General features: G+C 66.1%; 17 protein-coding genes. 8 read left to right on the top strand and 9 right to left on the bottom strand.

The window, feature by feature from the left end; translation table 11 throughout:
- Positions 1-9 precede the first annotated feature (9 nt).
- The 3 genes from ACZK5G_RS19490 to ACZK5G_RS19480 are packed head-to-tail and all read right to left on the bottom strand — an operon-like array spanning position 10 to position 3357.
- On the bottom strand, positions 10-1308 hold the full coding sequence (locus ACZK5G_RS19490) for an ABC transporter permease (RefSeq protein WP_478464462.1): 1299 nt from the start codon (positions 1306-1308) through the stop codon (positions 10-12).
- Positions 1309-1318: 10 nt separating this feature from the next.
- A complete protein-coding gene (locus tag ACZK5G_RS19485; protein ID WP_032129038.1) occupies positions 1319-2044 on the bottom strand; it encodes an ABC transporter ATP-binding protein in 726 nt (241 codons plus the stop codon).
- A gap of 35 nt (positions 2045-2079) precedes the next feature.
- The gene (locus ACZK5G_RS19480) at positions 2080-3357 is read right to left on the bottom strand and encodes an efflux RND transporter periplasmic adaptor subunit (RefSeq protein ID WP_049399200.1); all 1278 of its coding nucleotides are present in this window, start codon (positions 3355-3357) and stop codon (positions 2080-2082) included.
- A 203-nt stretch (positions 3358-3560) separates the two neighbouring features.
- Here ACZK5G_RS19480 and glmS point away from each other — a divergent pair, with 203 nt between their 5' ends.
- From glmS to ACZK5G_RS19465, 3 genes are all read left to right on the top strand, one after another.
- Positions 3561-5399, top strand: coding sequence for a glutamine--fructose-6-phosphate transaminase (isomerizing) (gene glmS, locus ACZK5G_RS19475; protein ID WP_049399202.1), 1839 nt, complete (start codon positions 3561-3563; stop codon positions 5397-5399).
- Positions 5400-5692: 293 nt separating this feature from the next.
- A complete protein-coding gene (locus ACZK5G_RS19470; protein ID WP_049399205.1) occupies positions 5693-6154 on the top strand; it encodes a DUF2846 domain-containing protein in 462 nt (153 codons plus the stop codon).
- A 414-nt stretch (positions 6155-6568) separates the two neighbouring features.
- Complete coding sequence (locus ACZK5G_RS19465; RefSeq protein WP_010481344.1) at positions 6569-7000, top strand: CBS domain-containing protein; 432 nt, start codon at positions 6569-6571, stop codon at positions 6998-7000.
- Between the two features lie 67 nt (positions 7001-7067).
- Here the strand turns inward: ACZK5G_RS19465 and ACZK5G_RS19460 are convergent, their stop codons facing one another.
- Both ACZK5G_RS19460 and gloA read right to left on the bottom strand, forming a co-directional pair.
- A complete protein-coding gene (locus ACZK5G_RS19460; protein WP_478464459.1) occupies positions 7068-7496 on the bottom strand; it encodes a VOC family protein in 429 nt (142 codons plus the stop codon).
- A 92-nt stretch (positions 7497-7588) separates the two neighbouring features.
- On the bottom strand, positions 7589-8107 hold the full coding sequence (gloA, locus tag ACZK5G_RS19455) for a lactoylglutathione lyase (RefSeq protein WP_478464457.1): 519 nt from the start codon (positions 8105-8107) through the stop codon (positions 7589-7591).
- Positions 8108-8229: 122 nt separating this feature from the next.
- On the opposite strand from gloA, the gene ACZK5G_RS19450 reads away from it, so the two are divergent.
- Positions 8230-9342, top strand: a complete 1113-nt coding sequence (locus tag ACZK5G_RS19450; RefSeq protein WP_478464456.1) for a PLP-dependent cysteine synthase family protein — start codon at positions 8230-8232, stop codon at positions 9340-9342.
- A gap of 58 nt (positions 9343-9400) precedes the next feature.
- On the opposite strand, the gene ACZK5G_RS19445 is transcribed toward ACZK5G_RS19450, so the two are convergent.
- Positions 9401-9805 (bottom strand): hypothetical protein, encoded by a 405-nt coding sequence (locus tag ACZK5G_RS19445; RefSeq protein WP_049460886.1) that lies wholly within the window; start codon positions 9803-9805, stop codon positions 9401-9403.
- A gap of 165 nt (positions 9806-9970) precedes the next feature.
- Between ACZK5G_RS19445 and ACZK5G_RS19440 the strand changes: the two genes are divergently transcribed.
- A complete protein-coding gene (locus ACZK5G_RS19440) occupies positions 9971-12001 on the top strand; it encodes a M3 family metallopeptidase (protein WP_317216862.1) in 2031 nt (676 codons plus the stop codon).
- Between the two features lie 168 nt (positions 12002-12169).
- On the opposite strand, the gene ACZK5G_RS19435 is transcribed toward ACZK5G_RS19440, so the two are convergent.
- Together ACZK5G_RS19435 and ACZK5G_RS19430 are read right to left on the bottom strand one after the other, a co-directional pair.
- Positions 12170-12973 carry an SDR family oxidoreductase gene (locus ACZK5G_RS19435; protein ID WP_336686347.1) on the bottom strand — a complete coding sequence of 268 codons (804 nt, stop codon included), beginning with the start codon at positions 12971-12973 and terminating at the stop codon, positions 12170-12172.
- Positions 12970-13536, bottom strand: a complete 567-nt coding sequence (locus ACZK5G_RS19430; RefSeq protein ID WP_032129027.1) for a DUF1415 domain-containing protein — start codon at positions 13534-13536, stop codon at positions 12970-12972. Before ACZK5G_RS19430 ends, ACZK5G_RS19435 begins: the two co-directional genes overlap by 4 nt.
- 193 nt (positions 13537-13729) lie before the next feature.
- Between ACZK5G_RS19430 and ACZK5G_RS19425 the strand changes: the two genes are divergently transcribed.
- From ACZK5G_RS19425 to ACZK5G_RS19415, 3 genes are all read left to right on the top strand, one after another.
- Positions 13730-15196 carry a benzaldehyde dehydrogenase gene (locus ACZK5G_RS19425; protein WP_032129026.1) on the top strand — a complete coding sequence of 489 codons (1467 nt, stop codon included), beginning with the start codon at positions 13730-13732 and terminating at the stop codon, positions 15194-15196.
- Positions 15197-15213: 17 nt separating this feature from the next.
- Positions 15214-16341 carry an NAD(P)-dependent alcohol dehydrogenase gene (locus ACZK5G_RS19420; RefSeq protein WP_032129025.1) on the top strand — a complete coding sequence of 376 codons (1128 nt, stop codon included), beginning with the start codon at positions 15214-15216 and terminating at the stop codon, positions 16339-16341.
- A 154-nt stretch (positions 16342-16495) separates the two neighbouring features.
- Positions 16496-17593, top strand: a complete 1098-nt coding sequence (locus ACZK5G_RS19415; protein ID WP_478464454.1) for a helix-turn-helix domain-containing protein — start codon at positions 16496-16498, stop codon at positions 17591-17593.
- Positions 17594-17628: 35 nt separating this feature from the next.
- On the opposite strand, the gene ACZK5G_RS19410 is transcribed toward ACZK5G_RS19415, so the two are convergent.
- Positions 17629-18111: a YajQ family cyclic di-GMP-binding protein gene (locus ACZK5G_RS19410; protein WP_006471121.1), complete on the bottom strand. Its 483-nt coding sequence runs from the start codon at positions 18109-18111 to the stop codon at positions 17629-17631.
- Positions 18112-18308: the final 197 nt, after the last annotated feature.

The following is an 18308-nucleotide window of genomic DNA, read 5'->3' as shown; positions in this document are numbered from 1 at the left end:
TTCGGGTGCTTACTGCGACTTGAGCTGGATGGCCGGGGTGACCTGCATGGCGCGCCAGGCGGGCAGGAACCCGGCGGCAAGACTGGCGAGCAGGGTCAGGCCCAGCGCGAGCAGCAGCATGTTGCCGTCCAGGTGGGCCAGCTTTGCGTATTCCACCGGTTGCTGGCGCACCGCGAACAGGCCAAGCAGGGCCAGACCGATACCCAGCACGCCACCGACAACGCCGACCGCACCGGCTTCCACCAGGCACTGCAGGAAGATCTGGCCACGGCTGGCACCGAGGGCGCGGCGCACGCCGATCTCACCACTGCGGCGCAGGAACTTGGCCAGCAGCAGGCCCACCGTGTTGACCAGGCAGACACCCAGGAAGCCCAGCGCCAGCCACAGCTGCAGGCGCACATCGCTGGGGACCGCGCCATTGAAGTCCAGCCATTCCATCACGGTGCGCAGGCGCACGTTCGGCGGATGCTTGAAGCGGCCGGCCTCGCGCTGCTGGGTCGAATAGTTCTCCAGGTAGCGGCGGTAGTCGGCGGCCTTGGCCGGGTCCATCTCCACCCAGTACTGCAGCCACGCGCACGGTGCGTTGAGCGAGTAGCTGTTGCCGTCGGGATTCTCGCCGAAGCAGTTCATGTTGCCGTTGTTGCCCAGCTTCAGGTCGAAGGAGGTGGAGATCGGCAGCAGCAGGTCCTCGTTCTTGCCGTAGCTACCCGTGGTCAGGTCGTAGAAGTGCGGCTCCGGACTCCATTCCTTCATCACGCCGACGATGCGGTAGCTCTGCCCTTCCATGCGCAGGTCGCGGCCCACGCTGTTGGCGCCCTGGTACAGCTTGTCATTGAGCGCCTTGGAGATGACCACCACGCGTGCACGGCCTTCATCGTCCTCGCGCGTCCAGGCGCGGCCGTACTGCATGGGCACCTCGAACATCGGGAAGAAGTCGGCCGAGGTCCAGCGGGTGTCGATGCTGAAGGGCTTGAGAGTGCTGTTGTCCGGTTCGATGGTACCGCCGCCGCCGCTCATCAGTGCCTGGCGCTCGCCCTTGGCTTCGCGCAGCAGGGCTTCACCGTCGAAGCGGGTCAGCTGGGTTTCCGGTTCCTCGCCAGCGACATAGGCGCCGGTCGCGGCATCAAGCTGCACATAGAACAGCTGGTCACTCTTGCCGGGAATCGGGTCACCGGACAGCACGTGGAACACGGTCAATGTGGTCATCGAGGCGCCGATGCCTAGCGCGATAGCGATCACCATCAACGCGGTCAGTACCTTGTTGCGGCGGAAGCTGCGCACCGCCAATCGGGCGTAGTAGGCGAACATGGTCGGGCCCTCACTCGTTGACGGCGACAATGTGGCGCGGCGGGGTGGCCAGCACCGGCTCGCGCACCAGGTCGGTCACCTGGCCATCGACGATGTGCACGTTGCGCTGCGCGCGCGCAGCCAGTTCCGGATCGTGGGTGACCATCACGATGGTGGTGCCGGCAGCGTTGATCTCCTCCAGCAGTTCCATCACGCCGCGGGCCATCTGTGTGTCCAGGTTGCCGGTCGGTTCGTCGGCCAGCAGCAGGCGCGGGCTGCCGGCAAGCGCACGCGCGATGGCCGCACGCTGCTGCTGGCCACCCGACAGTTCATTCGGATAATGCTTCATGCGCGAGCCGAGGCCGACCTGGCTCAGCGCCTTCTCGATACGTTCGCGGCGCTCGTTGGCGCTCATCTTCCGATAGCGCAGCGGCACGTCGACGTTGTCGAACAGGTTCAGGTCGGGGATCAGGTTGAAGCCCTGGAAGATGAAACCGATCTTCTGGTTGCGCAGGCGGCTGCGGGCATCATCGCCCAGCGTGCTCACGTCCTGGCCGTCAAGCATGTAGGTGCCGCTGGTGAAGGTTTCCAGCAGGCCGGCGATATTGAGGAAGGTGGTCTTGCCGGAGCCTGACGGGCCGGTGACGGCGACGAACTCACCTTCCTTGACCTGCAGTTCCAGCGAGCGCAGTGCGTGGGTTTCCACCTGTTCGGTGCGGAAGACCTTGGCGACCGAACGCATTTCGAGCATGTACATGGGGTGTCCTCTCTCCAGGATTCAGGTATCAGGTATCAGTTGACGGAGACGCGTTCGGCGTCCTTGAACAGGTCGCTGCCAGAGACCACGATGCGGTCGCCCGGCTGCACACCCGACTTGATTTCCACTTCGCCCAGGCTGCTGACGCCCAGTTCCACCGGACGCCGCACCGCAGTGCGGCCGTCCATTACGTAGGCGATGCCGTTGCCCTGTTCGACGAACGGGCCGCGCTCGACCTTGAGTACGTCCTTGCGGGTATCGAGCAGCACGCGTACCGACATCCGCTGGCTCTGGCGCAGGCCTTCCGGCTGCGCGCTGGCGAAGCGCACGCGGGCGTTGACCTCGCCGTTGACCACTTCCGGCGACACCGCACTGATCTCGCCCGGGAACGGCTTGCCGTTGCCGCCGGTCAGCTGTGCCGGCATGCCGATCGCCAGGTCGCGGGCGAAGCTTTCCGGCACCTTGATCTCGACCTCGAACTTGGACAGGTCGACCACGCCCAGCACGGGCGCATTGGCGGCCAGGTTGGTGGACTGGACGGCCTGCACCTGGCCGACCTGGCCGTCGAACGGTGCGCGCAGGGTCAGCGCGTCCACCTGGCGCTGCACCTCGGCCACCACCGCCTTCTGGCGGTCGGCCAGCAGGCGCTTGTTGCGGGCGTCCAGGTCCGCGCCCTGGCTCTGCAGGCGGGCATCGGTGGTGGCGTTGGCCAGGGTGATGTCGGCCTTCTTCAGCGAGTCCTTGGCCTTGGCCAGATCGATCTGCGGTACTGCACCGCCGTCGTAACCGCGCTGGTAGCGCTGCAGGTCGCGGTCGGCGGCCTGGCGCTCGATGGTGGCCTGGTCGGTTTCCTTGCGCGACTTGGCGCGGGCCAGAGTGGCGTCCAGCGCGGCGCGGCTGGCCTCGGCTTCCAGGCCGGCCAGGGTGGCCTGCTCCTGGGCCAGCTTGCTGCGCAGTTCCGGGCTGTCGATGACCGCCAGCTCCTGGTCCTTCTTGACCACGTCACCGGCAACGACTTTCAGGTCCACGGTACCGGCCGAGATGGCGTACAGGATCGGGCTGTTGGCGGCAATCACCCGACCGTCAGCGGCGATGTCGCGGACCAGGTCACCGCGCTTCACTTCGGCGATGCGCACGCGGCTGCTGTCGTAGGAGCGGCTGGCGTTGGACCAGGCGTACACGGCCCAGCCGATGCCGGCCAGCAGCGCGATGGCGCCCAGTGCCGGCCAGCGGTAACGCTGCCAGTTGGCGCGGGTGGTGCCGGCCGGGGCGGAGGAAACGATCTGGTCCTGTGCGGAGGTGTCGCGGATCATCGGGTGCGTGCCTGACGGTGGTAGTGGGTACCAAGCACGTAGCGTGCCAACTTTATTTCCTTGTGGGTCAATGGGTTGGGAGTCGCCCTGAAGTGTCCGGGTGTCCGCGGACACCTTTCCGGACACTTTCATTAAGCGGACAGGAGGGGGAGCGCGGGCCCGCAGGCTAGAATGCGGCGATCGTCTTCAAGGAAACGCGTGACATGTGTGGAATCGTGGGTGCGATCGCTGATCGCGACGTAGTGCCGGTGCTGATCGAAGGCCTGAAGCGCCTTGAGTACCGTGGTTACGATTCCTCGGGCATCGCGGTGATCGACCATGCCGAACGGCCGGATGTGCGCCGCGTGCGTCGTACCGGCCGTGTGTCGGAAATGGCCACTGCGGCCGAGGCCGAGGGCTTCAATGCAGTGCTGGGCATCGGCCACACCCGCTGGGCCACCCACGGTGGTGTCACCGAGGCCAACGCGCATCCGCACATCAGCCACGGCGTGGCGCTGGTGCACAACGGCATCATCGAAAATCACGAGGAGCAGCGCGAGAAGCTGCGTGCGCTGGGTTACACCTTCGAGTCGCAGACCGACACCGAAGTCATCGCGCACCTGATCCATCACCACCTGAAGGACGGCGACGACCTGCTGGTGGCGCTGCAGCATACGGTGAAGGAGCTGACCGGTGCCTACGCACTGGCCGTGGTCAGCCGCGCGGAGCCGGAACGCTTCGTCTGCGCGCGCATGGGCTGCCCGCTGCTGATCGGCCTGGGCGAGGGCGAGAACTTCGTGGCGTCCGACGTTTCGGCGGTGATCTCGGCCACCCGCAAGGTGATCTTCCTGGAAGAGGGCGACACCGCCGAGATCCGCCGCGACGGTGTGCGCATCTTCGACGAGCACGACCAGCCGATCGAGCGCGAGGTGCACCTGTCCGACGTATCGCTGGCATCGCTGGAGCTGGGCCCGTACCGCCACTTCATGCAGAAGGAAATCCACGAGCAGCCGCGCGCGCTGGGCGACACCATCGAGGCAGCGATCGATGCCGGTGGTTTCCCGGCCGAACTGTTCGGCAAGAATGCCGAAGCGGTGCTGTCCGGCATCGAAGGCGTGCAGATCATCGCCTGCGGCACCAGCTATTACGCCGGCCTGACCGCGCGCTACTGGATCGAAGCCATCGCCGGGCTGCCGTGCAGCGTGGAGATTGCCAGCGAGTACCGCTACCGCGCCGCGTATGCCAACCCGAAGCACCTGATCGTCACCATCTCCCAGTCCGGCGAAACGCTGGATACGATGGAAGCGCTGAAGTACGCCAAGTCGCTTGGCCACAAGCACACGCTGTCGATCTGCAACGTGCCGGAAAGCGCGATTCCGCGCGCCAGTGAGCTGGTCTGCTACACCCGCGCCGGCGCCGAGATCGGCGTGGCGTCGACCAAGGCCTTCACCACCCAGCTGGCCGCACTGTTCCAGCTGACCGTGGTGCTGGGAAAGCTGCATGGCCGCATCGACGCGGCGCAGGAAGCGGACTACCTGGAGCAGCTGCGCTTCCTGCCGGGCAGCGTGCAGCACGCGCTGAACATGGAGCCGCAGATCGCCGCCTGGGCCGAGCGTTTCGCCCGCAAGAGCAGCGCGCTGTTCCTGGGGCGTGGCCTGCATTACCCGATCGCGCTGGAAGGCGCGCTCAAGCTGAAGGAGATCTCCTACATCCACGCTGAGGCCTATCCGGCGGGCGAGCTGAAGCATGGCCCGCTGGCGCTGGTGGACGAGGACATGCCTGTAGTGGTGATCGCGCCCAACGACAGCCTGCTGGAGAAGGTGAAGTCGAACATGCAGGAAGTGCGCGCGCGCGGCGGCGAGCTGTTCGTGTTCGCCGACCAGGACAGCAACTTCAACGAGTCCGAAGGCGTGCATGTGATCCGCACGCCGCGCCATGCCGGCGTGCTCAGCCCCATCGTGCACACCATCCCGGTGCAGCTGCTGGCGTACCACACCGCACTGGCACGTGGCACCGACGTGGACAAGCCGCGCAACCTGGCCAAGAGCGTGACGGTGGAGTAACTCCGGGCAGATCCGCTGGCATCGCAGACGAGGGCGGCCCGATGGGTCGCCCTTTTTTCATGCCGGCATGGCATTCTCTGCACCCGAATCGGCGCATCACGGAGGATGCCTGTGCCACGCTGCAGTGCGGCGATCCATGCAATGCAGAGCGCAGCAGGCGAACCCGGAGGCGTCCGCATGTCCCGGCCGGGCCATGCCGGGAACCCATTTCACTGCTGGCAGTCCACACCCGCAACGGGTGTGCGTAGCCATGTCCATTCCGCGCGTGATGGCGCGCATTACAGGGGCTGTAGATGAAGAAGCTGCATGGAGTCGCGTTGGCAATGGCAATCAGTGCGCTGTCCGGTTGCGCGACTGTGCCTATGACCGAGAAGAGCGTGGTTGATACGGCGAAGACCTTCCCGGCACCGCAGGACGGCAAGTCCGGTGTGTATGTGTTCCGCAACAGCTTCGTCGGCAAGGCACTGAAAAAAGACGTCCTGATCGACGGAGAGTGCTTGGGCGAAACCGCCGACAAGGTGTTCTTCTATACCCAGGTCACGGGTGACAAGGAGCATGTGATCTCCACTGAGTCGGAGTTCTCGCCCAACGACATCAAGCTATTTACCGAAGCCGGTCGCAACTACTTCATCCAGCAGTCGATCAAGATGGGCGTTTTCGTAGGCGGCGCCAAGTTGACGGTGGTGCCGGAAGCTGAAGGCCGCAGCCAGGTGATGCAACTGAAAATGGCCCAGAACGGTCGTTGCTCGAAGTAGGGGAAGGTGGCCGGCGGGGCGAGATGCTCCGCCGGCCGGACCACAAGTGGGACAGCCACCGGGTGTTCTGTCCGCCGTCGGCAGCAGGCAATCAATCTTTAATGCGCGACATCGCCTGTATTCAGCGGCGGTTTCAGCCGCGGTGCCATTCTCTGGATCGTCAGTTGGTTCCCACGACGAACTGTCCTATCGATGCCGGTAGTGACCGATGGTCGCAGTCGTAGAATCGATTTGACCGAGGGCCGGGTTGAGCGGTTGAACCCACCTCGTTCGCGTTGCAGCACGTCGTCTGCCGATCCATTTCCACCGGCAGCCGGGTGCGCCAGACGTGCGCTGAAAGGTCTGTTCCCGGGGAGGGGGCGTATCGGAAGAGCACACTTTTTTGACTTCAGTGACCTGCACCAGGAAACAAGAATGAACGTCCGCGAACTCCTGCAATCCAAGAAAGAGGCTGTCATCACCATCGACGCCGAAGACACCATCGGTGCCGCCGCCCACAAGATGAGCGCGAACAAGATCGCTGCGCTGGTGGTGATGAAGGACGATGCCCCGGTCGGCATCATTTCCGAGAAGGACATCGTGCGCACCCTGGCCGACGACGGCCCGCAGGCCGGCCGCCGGGTGATTTCCAGCCTGCCGTCCACCGGCCTGGAAGGCATTGCGCCGGAAGCGACCCTGAAGCAGGCCATGTCGCTGATGACATACTCGCGGCGCCGTCATCTGATGGTCACCGAAGGCACCCGACTGGTTGGCATCCTCAGCCTGGGTGACATCGTGAAGAACCTGCTGGGCGAGCTGGAGCTGGAAAAGGCCGTACTGCAGGACATCTACATGGCCGCCCACTGAGGGCTGGACCCTTGGATGCAGAGAAGCCGGGCATTGCCCGGCTTCTTCGTTCACGGCTTCGGTGATATCAGAAAGTGACCTTCACCGAATCGGCGCTGTAGTTCGCCGGACCGTGATAGACCACTTCGATGTTGTTGCCATCCGGGTCGAGCACGAACGCGCCGTAGTAGCCCGGGTGGTAAGGGCGTTCACCCGGCGCGCCGTTGTCGGTGCCGCCGGCGGCGATCGCGGCGGTATGGAAGGCATCGACGGTGGCGCTGTCGCGTGCCTGGAAGGCCAGATGGTGGCGCCCGGTCAGCTGGCCGGCGGCGGCCTCGCTGCTGGCGCTGGAAATGAACAGCTCATCGGCCCAGAAGTAATCCTCGCCTTCGCCGGCGATCGGGATGCCGATCGTATCGAACACCGCCTGGTAGAAGCGCCGGCTGGCTGCCAGGTCACGCACCACCAGCTGCAGATGGTCGATCAAGCGCCCGCGGTGCAGTTCCATCGTTTCCATACGAACCTCGCAAAAAAGGGGACGGAGGGGATTAAGTCGCTTCCAGCCAATAGTGCCAGAAACGACTTAATCCCCTCCGTCCCCTTTTTGGGTCAGACGTTGGCGATGATCTCGACCCAGTAGCCGTCCGGGTCCTTGATGAAGGCCAGGTTCTTCATGCGGCCGTCGGTCAGGCGCTTCTGGAAGGTCACGCCCAGGTCCTCGAAGCGCTGGCAGGCGGCTTCGATGTCCGGCACGGACACGCAGATGTGGCCGAAGCCGCGCGGGTCGCTGTTGCCGTCGTGGTAGACCGCGCCGTCCTGGGTTTCGGTGCCGTGGTTATGGGTCAGTTCCAGCACGCCCGGCAGGCCGGCCATCCACACGCGGCGCTGGCTGTCGTCTTCCGGCACCACCGCGCCGGCCTGCACGTAGGCCAGGAAGTACAGGCTGAACTGGGCTTCGGCGAAGTCGCGCTTGTCGATCAGCTGGTAGCCGAGCACGCGGGTGTAGAAGTCCAGCGAGGCGGTGATGTCCTTCACCCGCAGCATGGTGTGGTTGAACACGAAGCCGGTGGTCTCGGCCGGGGCCTGGGCGGCGACGCCGGGGACATCGCGCAGGGCGGGAATGGTCATGGGGGAGGTCCTTCAGACAGGGCCGTTGCTGGCCGGATGGGGCCATTCTACCGGCCGTCACCTGACGGCACCGCGACGTACAATGGGCGGATCGCACCGTTCCGTTCTGAGCATTGCCCGCCATGTCGCAGCGTGAATGGGTGGCTGCCGCCATCCGCAAGATCGAAGCCGATTTCAACCGTTCCGCCGATACCCACCTTATCCCGCTGGCGCTGCCCGGGTTCGCGGGCATCGATGTGTACTTGAAGGATGAATCGAGCCATCCCACCGGCAGCCTCAAGCACCGGCTGGCGCGCTCGCTGTTCCTGTATGCGTTGACCAACGGCTGGCTGCGCGAAGGACGGCCGGTGATCGAGGCCTCCAGCGGCTCGACCGCCGTCTCCGAAGCCTATTTCGCGCGTCTGCTCGGCCTGCCGTTCATTGCGGTGATCCCGGCGACCACTTCGCCGGAAAAGATCGCCGCGATCGAGTTCCACGGGGGCCGCTGTCACCTGGTCGAGCGTGCCTGTGAACTCAACGGTGAATCGGAGAAGCTGGCCCGCGAAACCGGCGGCCACTTCATGGACCAGTTCACCTATGCCGAGCGCGCTACCGACTGGCGCGCCAACAACAACATCGCCGAATCCATCTTCAAGCAGATGGCCGAGGAGCCCAGCCCGGTTCCGGAGTGGATCGTGTGCAGCCCCGGTACCGGCGGTACCGCAGCGACGCTGGGCCGCTATGTCAGCTACCGCCGGCATGACACCCGCATCCTGTGCGCGGACCCGGAAGTGTCGGTGTTCTTTGATGGCTACCAGGCTGCCGTGGCCGGCGAGCAGGACTGGCGGGGCCTGACCTGCAGCGGTGGTTCGCGCGTGGAAGGCATCGGCCGGCCGCGGGTGGAGCCGAGCTTCATCCCGACCAGCGTCGATGCAATGGTGAAGGTGCCCGATGCACTGAGCCTGGCCGCGATGCGCCATGTCAGCCGCCAGCTCGGTCGACGCGTGGGTGGCTCCACCGGCACCAACTTCATCGGTGTGCTGCAGGCCGCGCAGTGGATGCGAGACGCGGGCCACCAGGGCAGCATTGTCAGCATCCTGTGCGACAGTGGCGAGCGCTACGCGCAGAGCTATTACGACCCGGCGTGGTACGCGCGCCAGGGCATCGATGTCGACGGCGCCGATGCACAGCTGGCAGCGGCGGTGGCTGGGCAGGGACTGCCCGAACTGCCGTGGTGCAGCCTGGAAGCGTTGTAGCCGGCAGGCGTTTCCGCCGGGCCATGCCCGGCGAGCGCAGCGGTGTGTCGTACCCCGATCAATACCCCGCCGCGGTGAACGCATCCAGCACTGCATCTCGCAGCGCATCGGGCAAGGCCTCGATGTCCATCGCGCGATCATCCAGATGCAGGCTTGGGTCCAGAATGCTGGCACGGCCCTGGGCCAGCGCCTGCAGCCACAGCAGCACGCAGATCACGAACTCGCGCTCATGGCCCAGCCGTAGCTGGCTGGCGCCACGTTCGATCACCTCGAACGGGTACCACTCCTGGGCATCGTTGAAGGTGCCGCCCTGCTGCAGCACTGCCTGCAGTTGATGCAGGTGACGCGGGGCGTCGTCGCCGGCATCGCACAATGCGGCGATCCAGGTCAGTTCGGCCGGGCTGGCGGACAATGCCAGTGACCGGGCCGGTGAGGCGGATGCAACTGCAGCCAGACCTTCCATGTAGGGCCTCGTTCGGTGCGTACCGCTGCGGACTCCCCCGCAGCCAGAGCTTCGATGCGTGACCGTAAGGCCGATGTGAATGCCGCGCCCCCTTGTCAGCCACGCCTGCCAGCGCCATATCTACCAAGCTGCCCGCCCGCCGGGCCCGTTCCCTGGAGATCTGCCGTGACCGTTGCCAACCCCCTGCTCGATTTTTCCGGCCTGCCGCGCTTCGAGGCGATCCGCCCCGAGCACGTGGCGCCGGCGCTGGACGTGCTGCTGGCCGAGGCCGAAGCCGCCGTCAGCGCGGCCGAGCAGGTGCAGCCGGTGCGCTGGGAGACCTTTGTGGCCCCGCTGGATGACGCCACCGAGCGCCTGTGGCGCGCCTGGGGCCTGGTCGGCCACCTGCAGGGCGTGGTCAACACCCCGGAACTGCGCGAGGCCTACAACAGCAACCTGCCGCGGGTGACCCGCTTCGCCAGCGCGCTCAGCCAGAACCTGGCGTTGTACCGGCAGTACCAGACGCTGGCCGCCAGCACCGAGGCGGCGCGCTTCGACGAGGCCCAGCGCAAGGTGCTGGACAACACGCTGCGTGACTTCCGCCTCGGCGGCGCCGAGCTGGCGCCGGAGGCGCAGCAGCGCTTCGCGGCGATCAAGGAAGAACTGTCGGCGCTGTCGGCGAAGTTCTCGCAGAACGTTCTTGACGCTACCGATGCCTGGTCGCTGATCGTCGAGGACGAAGCGCGATTGAAGGGCCTGCCGGAAGACGTGAAGGCCGCCGCGCATGCCGCAGCACAGAAGGACGGCAAGTCTGGCTGGAAACTGACCCTGCAGATGCCGTGCTACCTGCCGGTGCAGACCTGGGGTGAGGACCGCGACCTGCGCGAGATCCTGTACCGTGCCAGCGCACAGCGTGCGTCCGAATTCGGCGATGACACGCTGGACAACAGCGGCAACATCGACCGCATCCTCGCCCTGCGCGCGGAACTCGCCGCACTGCTCGGCTTCGGTTCGTATGGTGATTATTCGGTGGCGACCAAGATGGCGCAGGACCCGGCCGAGGTGCTCGGTTTCCTGCGTGACCTGGCCTCGCGCGCCAAGCCGTTCGCGGCCAAGGATCGTGCTGAACTGGAACAGTTCGCACGCGAGCAACTCGGTATCGACAGCCTGCAGGCCTGGGACCTGGCATTCGCTGCCGATCGCCTGAAGCAGGCGCGTTACAGCTATTCCGAACAGGAAGTGAAGCAGTACTTCACCGAACCGAAGGTGCTGGGCGGCCTGTTCTCGGTGATCGAGCAGCTGTACGGCCTGCGCGTGCAGGAGGACAGCGCGCCGGTGTGGCACGAGGATGTGCGCTTCTTCCGCCTGGTCGATGCGCAGGGTGCGCTGGTGGGCCAGTTCTACCTGGACCTGTACGCGCGCGAAGGCAAGCGCGGTGGCGCGTGGATGGATGATTGCCGTAACCGCCGCGAGCGTGCCGACGGCAGCGTGCAGACGCCGCTGGTCTACCTGGTGTGCAACTTCGGCCGTGGTGCCAACGGCAAGCCGGCGACCTTCAGCCACAACGAAGTAACCACGTTGTTCCATGAGATGGGCCACGGCCTGCACCAGCTGCTGACCCGCATCGGCGAACTGGGTGTGGCCGGCATCAACGGCGTGGAATGGGACGCGGTGGAGCTGCCCAGCCAGTTCATGGAGAACTTCTGCTGGGAATGGGACCACCTGCAGGGCATGACCGCGCATGTTGAAACGGGTGAGCCGCTGCCGCGCGCGCTGTACGAGCGCATGCTGGCTGCACGCAACTTCCACAGCGGCATGGCCACCGTTCGCCAGCTGGAGTTCGGTCTCTTCGACATGCTGCTGCACAGCCAGTTCGAACCGGCACAGGACAGCGTGCTGGCACTGCTCGACCGCGTGCGTGCGGAAGTGGCAGTGAACCATCCGCCGGTCTGGAATCGCTTCCCGCATCAGTTCAGCCACATCTTCGCCGGCGGCTACGCAGCCGGTTACTACAGCTACAAGTGGGCCGAGGTGCTGAGCGCCGATGCCTATGCGGCGTTCGAGGAGGCGCCGCAGGCGCTGGCTGAAACCGGCGCGCGCTTCCGCGAAGAGATCCTGTCGCGCGGTGGCAGCCGCCCGGCGGCGGAGAACTTCAAGGCCTTCCGCGGCCGCGCACCGCAGATCGACGCGCTGCTGCGCCACTCGGGCATGGCGTAAAGTGTTTGGTAGGTGCCAACCTTGGTTGGCACGTTACCGCGATCCACGCATGGCGTGGATCTACCGGAATGTTCGGACATGGCGTAACGCCTTGGTAGGCGCCAACCTTGGTTGGCGAAAAGCCCAGGCCAACCAAGGTTGGCCTCTACCGGGCGTCGCGCCTTGGGGTCATTCGGCGTAGATCATCTTCCTGGTCATGCCGCCGTCCACGATGAAGTCCTGGCCGGTGGTGAAACCGGACAGCGACGACAGCAGGTACACCGCCAGTGCACCGATGTCTTCGGGGCGGCCGACCCGGCCGACCGGGTGTTGCGCATGGTCGATGGCTGAGTATTCCGGCGCGTGGCGCCGTGAGGGTGCCTGCCACGCAGTGGTGCCGATCCAGCCGGGGCTGATGCTGTTCACCCGCACCGCCGGGCCGGCGCTGATCGCAAGTGCATGGGTGAAGGCCACCAGCCCACCCTTGGCTGCCGCGTAGGCTTCGCTGTGTGCTTCGGATTGCCAGGCGCGGGTGGAGGCGATGTTGATGATCGCACCGGCGGCGCTGGCGATCAGTGCTGGCAACGTGTGCTTGCTGCACAGGAATGCACCGTGCAGTGACGACAGCCGGCGCTGCCACTCGTCCCAGTCCATATCCTGCAACTCTGTGCCGTGTGGACCGGCGATGCCCGCGTTGTTCACCAGTCCGTCGATACGGCCGAAACGCTGCAGGGCCACGGCGATGAAGTCGCGCACGCTCGCTTCGTCGGTGATGTCCAGGCGCTGGAACGCGGCATCCTCGCCGCGCTGCCATTCCGCCAGACACGCTTCTCCGGCCTCCACGTCCAGGTCGCCGATCAGCACGCGTCCACCGGCACCAAGTACGGCCTGGGCAATACCACGGCCGATGCCGTTGGCACCGCCGGTGACCAGCACAACCTTGCCCGACAGTGGCGCGGCCGGCCATGCGGCGATCGGCGGCACCGTGCTCACGTCAGGTCTTCGCCGCGCAGGCGGCGATGCCAGCCGTCCACACCGATGCGGTCCAGGGTCTGGATGTTGCGCTCGACGATCACGTCCGGGTCCGGATAGACATCCACCGCGCGTGCCACGCTGTCTTCGCGCAGCAGGTGCAGGGTGGGGAAGGGTGCGCGGTTGGTGTAGTTGCTGGCGTCGTCCGCGGCCACTCCATCGAACTGGTAGTCCGGGTGGAAGCTGGCCACCTGCAGGATGCCCTGCAGGTCCAGTGCCTCGATCGCCGCATCGGCGTTGTCGAGGAAATCGTTGTAGTCGAGGAAATCGGTCAGCACCTGCGGATGCACGATCAGCGTCGTGTCGATCTGCTCGGCCGGCGTATCGCGCAGCAGCACCAGCTCCTCGGCCAGCTGTTCAACCAGCGCTTCCGGCGTGGTCGCATCGCTGAGCACGATGCGGACCTGGTCCTTCACGTACACCGCCTTGGCGAACGGGCACAGGTTCAGGCCGATGACGATGCGCTCCAGCCACAGGCGGGTGGCGGCGATCGGGTCATCGGTGGGCAGGTGGGAATCGGTCATGGCGGGCACGTGGGCTGGCGGGGCCGCCATTGTAGGCAGTGTGCCGGTGCTGCGCTGTCCACTGTGCAGGAACTGGACAGTGGCGAAGCTGGAAATTCCTGAAGATTCAAACCGTTGCGCGTTACCGATGGATGGCCGATTGCCAGTCCGGGGCGACGGGCGTGGAATGGATGCACGACACAGGAGGACACCCATGACTGCATCTTCCCCGTGGCTGCCGGACGCCCTCTGGGCCGGCGCCTTCTTTGATGGCCACTGGCAGGCTGCCCCGCAACGGCACCCGGTGATTGAACCGGCCACTGGCCGGGAGCTGGGCGAGATCGGCCTGGCCGACCCGGCGCAGATCGCGCGTTCGGCGGCTGCCGCGGCACAGGCGCAGCAGGCTTGGGCGGCGGCGCCCTACGAACAGCGTGCCGACGTGCTGCGCAAGGCCGCGCGTCTGGCCGAAGAGAACATCGACACCCTGGTCGAGTGGCTGGTGCGCGAAAGCGGCTCGACCCGCCTGAAGGCCGGCTTCGAGGCCAAGGTGACGATCAAGGCGCTGCACGAGGCCGCCGCACTGCCGTCGCGCAGCACGGGTGAGATCCTGCCCTCCGAGCCGGGCAAGCTGAATCTGGCGCGGCGCCGCCCGCTGGGTGTGGTCGGGGTCATTTCGCCGTTCAACTTCCCGCTCTACCTGGCGATGCGTGCGGTGGCCCCGGCGATCGCGCTGGGCAACGCTGTGGTTCTCAAGCCGGACCCGCGTACGGCAGTGTGTGGTGGCGCGGTGATCGCGCGCTTGTTCGAGCAGGCCGGCCTGCCGGCGGGCGTGCTGCACATGCTGCCGGGTGACGGTGCGGCCGGGGCCGCGCTGACCAGTGACCCGCACGTGGCGATGATCCAGTTCACCGGTTCCACCGCCGCCGGGCGCAAGGTGGGCGAAGCGGCGGGCAAGCACCTGAAAAAGGTTTCGCTGGAGTTGGGTGGCAAGAATTCGTTGATCATCCTGGACGATGCGGACCTGGACCTGGCGGTGGCCAACACCGCGTGGGGCGTCTACCTGCACCAGGGCCAGATCTGCATGGCGACCGGCCGCGTGCTGGTGCACCGGAAGATCCACGACACGTTCCTGCAGAAACTGGTGGCCAAGGCCAACGCGCTGAAGGTAGGCGACCCGGCACGTGAGGACGTGGCGATCGGCCCGCTGATCAATGCTGGCCAGCGCGACCATGCTGCACGCGTGGTCGAGCAGGCGGTGCAGGCCGGTGCCACGCTGGAAGCGGGCGGCACGCACCGGGAGCTGTTCTTCGCACCCACCGTGCTCGGCAACGTTGCGGCCGACAATCCGGCCTTCAGCGAGGAAATCTTCGCGCCGGTAGCGGTGGTGGTGCCGTTCGACGATGACGACGAAGCCGTGCGCCTGGCCAACGACAGCGAGTACGGGCTGTCGATGGCGATCGTGTCCAGCAACGTCGGCCGCGCGCTGAAGATCGGCGAGCGCCTGCGTACCGGTCTGCTGCACATCAACGACCAGACCGTGAATGACGAGGTGATCAACCCCTTCGGCGGCGTCGGCGCGTCCGGCAACGGCACCAGCATCGGTGGCCCGGCCAACGGCGAGGAGTTCACCCAGTGGCAGTGGTTGACCGTCAAGGGCGAAGCGCCCGCTTACCCGATCTGATCGAAGGAGCCATCACGATGAACGACAACAACGCAACGCGTGAGATCACCGCCGCCGTGGTACGCGGCAAGGAGCAGCCCTTCGTCATCGAGCAGGCGACGCTGCGCGGTCCGCAGGACGACGAGGTGCTGGTGAAGGTGGTGGCCACCGGCCTGTGCCATACCGACCTGATCGTGCGCGATCAGTACTATCCGGTGCCGCTGCCGGCGGTGCTGGGCCATGAGGGGGCGGGCATCGTCGAAGCGGTTGGCCCGAACGTGCGCGACCTCAAGGCGGGGGATCACGTGGTGCTGACCTACGGCGCCTGTGGTCACTGCAATCCCTGCCGGGGGGGACACGGTGCTTACTGCAGGGATTTCTTCGCCCTGAACTTCGGTGGCGATGATGGCCACGGCCATACCGCGATCACCGATGCGCAGGGCCAGCCGCTGCACGATCATTTCTTCGCCCAATCCTCGTTTGCCACCTACGCGCTGGCCCGCGAGATCAATGCGATCAAGGTGCCTGATGACGCACCACTGGAACTGCTGGGCCCGCTGGGGTGCGGCATCCAGACCGGTGCCGGTGCGGTGCTCAACTCGCTGCAGGTGCGGTCGGGCAGCAGCTTTGCAAGCTATGGTGCCGGTGCGGTGGGCCTGAGCGCGGTGATGGCGGCCAGGGTGGCCGGGGCCACCACCATCATTGCCATCGACGTGGTGCCTTCGCGCCTGGAGCTTGCTCTGGAGCTGGGGGCCACCCACGTGGTCAACAGCCGGGAGACCGATGTGGTCGAGGCGGTGCGTGCGATCACGGGTGGGGGTGCTGACTTCGCGCTGGAATCGACCGGTCGTCCGGACGTGCTGTCCGCTGGCGTCGAGGCGCTGGGTGGGCTGGGCATGATGGGCGTGGTCGGTGCGCCGAAGCTGGGCACCACCGCCAGTTTCGATGTGAACAACCTGCTGCTCGGCGGTCGCAGCATCCGCGGCATCGTCGAGGGCGACAGTGTGCCGCAGGTGTTCATTCCGCAGCTGGTGACCCTGTTCCAGCAGGGACGCTTCCCGTTCGACAAACTGGTGAAGTTCTATCCGCTGGAACAGATCAACCAGGCGGCCGAAGACAGCACCCGTGGCATCACCCTGAAGCCGGTGCTGCGCATCGCGGCGTAGTTTCCCTTGTTGGTAGTGCCGGCCGCTGGCCTGCATGGGGCAGATCCGTTTTCCATAACGGCTCTGCCCCTTTGTTTGAACGCGTCTTGAAACGGAAACGCTCCGTTGCCGAGACGTAACATGGCGTTGCCGCTGGCGGGTGTACGCTGCGTCCATGATGGCCACGACAGTCGGGCAGCAACAACTGGTGGCGGCACGTGCCGCTTTCGCCGACGGCGATGCGCGCTCATTGGGCGTGTTGCCGCTGCCGCTGCAGCAGTCATGGCTGCGTTCGCGCGCGGCGGGCCTGCAGCCGGGGCAGGAGCCGGACTATCGGCCGCTGCTGGGCGATGGCCGCCATCTGTCCCATCCCGATGACCGGCGCCTGGCGCGTTGCGTGCAGCCGGAGCTGGAACAGCTCTGGGCGGCCTTCGGTGGGCGTGGCTGGACGATGTTCTGCGCCAACCGCGACGGCCTGGTGATCGCGCAGCAGGCCCACGGGCTGGAAGATGCTCCCTTGCTGCGGCCGATCCAGGTCGGGCGACAGCTGGGCGAGACCGAGATCGGCACCACCGCGCCAGCGGTCAGCCTGGCCGACGATGTGCCGGCACTGGTGCGCGGCAACGAACACTACCTGCAGCGGTTCGCGCCGGTGTTCTGCCTGAGCGAGCCACTGCACGATCTCGACGGTCGGGTCTGCGGAGTGATCGACATCACCGGTCTTGGCGAGCGCGATCCCGCGCTGCTGCAGGGCTATTTCCGGCAGGCTGCGCTGGCCAGCGAAAATCGCTTGTTCCACAGCCTCACTGACGTGCACCTGCTGGCCGTGCAACATGATCCGCGCTGGCTGGCGTCACCGCTGCAGGGGCTGCTGGCGGTGCAGGAGGATGGCCAGCTGCGTGCAGCCAACCGCGTTGCACGGCGTCTGCTGGGCCTGCCACGGCGCGGGCCGTTGCCGCTGCTGGGTCTGGAAGCGCTGTTTGCCGGTGCCAGTGCGGCGCAACGGCGTCGGCTGCTGCAACCGGGCGCAGCGCATCGGGTCCGGCTGGGCGAGGGCAGTGCGGTCTACCTGCAGCGTCTGCAGGGGCCGCGGGGCGCGGCGCACCGGTCTACTGTGCGGAGCACCCCGGCAGATCCAGGCGCGCCGCTGCTGCGTGACCAGCAGCGTGAGGCCGCGCGTCGCGCGGCCCTGGCCGCTGACGGCAACCTCAGCCTGGCCGCACGCCAGTTGGGAATCTCGCGTACCACGCTGTACAAGCTGCTGCGCGATTGACCGCGTAGTCCACCGGGCAGGGCCCGGCGGGGGCATCAGTCGCGGAAGTTGTTGAACTGCAGCGGCAGTTCGAACTTGCCGGCCTTGAGCACGGCGATGGCGTCCTGCAGATCGTCGCGCTTCTTGCCCTGCACGCGCAGCTTGTCGCCGTTGATCTGGCTTTCCACCTTCAGCTTGGCGTCCTTCAGTGCCGCCGCGATCTTCTTGGCGATCTTCTGCTCGATGCCCTGCTTGACGGTGATCTTCTGCCGGGCCTGGGCCAGGTTGGTTTCGATGTCGCCGAACTCCAGGCTGAGCACGTCGATGCCGCGCGCGGCCAGGCGTGCGCGCAGGATGTCGTTCATCTGCTTGAGCTGGAACTCGGTCGGCGCCGTCTGGTTGATGACATCGCCATCGCGTTCGAACTTGGCGTCCACGCCCTTGAAGTCGAAGCGGGTGGCCAGTTCGCGGTTGGCCTGGTCGATGGCGTTGGTCAGCTCGTGGGTGTCGACTTCGGACACGACGTCGAAGGAAGGCATGGGCGATGCTCCGCAGGATTCAGTGGTGGCCATTCTATCGCGCCGGCCCGCATGCCCGCTTTCTGTAGAGTCGAGCCAAGCTCGACTCGCTCCCTCCCTTGTAGCGCCGAGCCATGCTCGGCGGCTTTGTGAAGAGCAGTCGAGCAAGCTCGACTCTACAAAACGGCCAGTCGAGCAAGCTCGACTCTACAAACCGG

The organism is Stenotrophomonas sp. 62841_Sma (assembly GCF_056482945.1).
This window is presented reverse-complemented; position numbering and strand designations above follow the sequence as displayed.

What these genes read in the sequence shown, in the direction of transcription:
- ACZK5G_RS19415 (WP_478464454.1), top strand. Translation starts at nt 16,496, where the DNA reads ATGATGGCCACGACAGTCGGGCAGCAACAACTGGTGGCGGCACGTGCC.
- ACZK5G_RS19445 (WP_049460886.1), bottom strand. Translation starts at nt 9,805, where the DNA reads ATGGAAGGTCTGGCTGCAGTTGCATCCGCCTCACCGGCCCGGTCACTG.
- ACZK5G_RS19470 (WP_049399205.1), top strand. Translation starts at nt 5,693, where the DNA reads ATGAAGAAGCTGCATGGAGTCGCGTTGGCAATGGCAATCAGTGCGCTG.
- ACZK5G_RS19430 (WP_032129027.1), bottom strand. Translation starts at nt 13,536, where the DNA reads ATGACCGATTCCCACCTGCCCACCGATGACCCGATCGCCGCCACCCGC.
- ACZK5G_RS19410 (WP_006471121.1), bottom strand. Translation starts at nt 18,111, where the DNA reads ATGCCTTCCTTCGACGTCGTGTCCGAAGTCGACACCCACGAGCTGACC.
- ACZK5G_RS19485 (WP_032129038.1), bottom strand. Translation starts at nt 2,044, where the DNA reads ATGTACATGCTCGAAATGCGTTCGGTCGCCAAGGTCTTCCGCACCGAA.
- ACZK5G_RS19490 (WP_478464462.1), bottom strand. Translation starts at nt 1,308, where the DNA reads ATGTTCGCCTACTACGCCCGATTGGCGGTGCGCAGCTTCCGCCGCAAC.
- ACZK5G_RS19450 (WP_478464456.1), top strand. Translation starts at nt 8,230, where the DNA reads ATGTCGCAGCGTGAATGGGTGGCTGCCGCCATCCGCAAGATCGAAGCC.
- ACZK5G_RS19480 (WP_049399200.1), bottom strand. Translation starts at nt 3,357, where the DNA reads ATGATCCGCGACACCTCCGCACAGGACCAGATCGTTTCCTCCGCCCCG.
- glmS (WP_049399202.1), top strand. Translation starts at nt 3,561, where the DNA reads ATGTGTGGAATCGTGGGTGCGATCGCTGATCGCGACGTAGTGCCGGTG.
- ACZK5G_RS19420 (WP_032129025.1), top strand. Translation starts at nt 15,214, where the DNA reads ATGAACGACAACAACGCAACGCGTGAGATCACCGCCGCCGTGGTACGC.
- ACZK5G_RS19460 (WP_478464459.1), bottom strand. Translation starts at nt 7,496, where the DNA reads ATGGAAACGATGGAACTGCACCGCGGGCGCTTGATCGACCATCTGCAG.
- ACZK5G_RS19465 (WP_010481344.1), top strand. Translation starts at nt 6,569, where the DNA reads ATGAACGTCCGCGAACTCCTGCAATCCAAGAAAGAGGCTGTCATCACC.
- gloA (WP_478464457.1), bottom strand. Translation starts at nt 8,107, where the DNA reads ATGACCATTCCCGCCCTGCGCGATGTCCCCGGCGTCGCCGCCCAGGCC.
- ACZK5G_RS19425 (WP_032129026.1), top strand. Translation starts at nt 13,730, where the DNA reads ATGACTGCATCTTCCCCGTGGCTGCCGGACGCCCTCTGGGCCGGCGCC.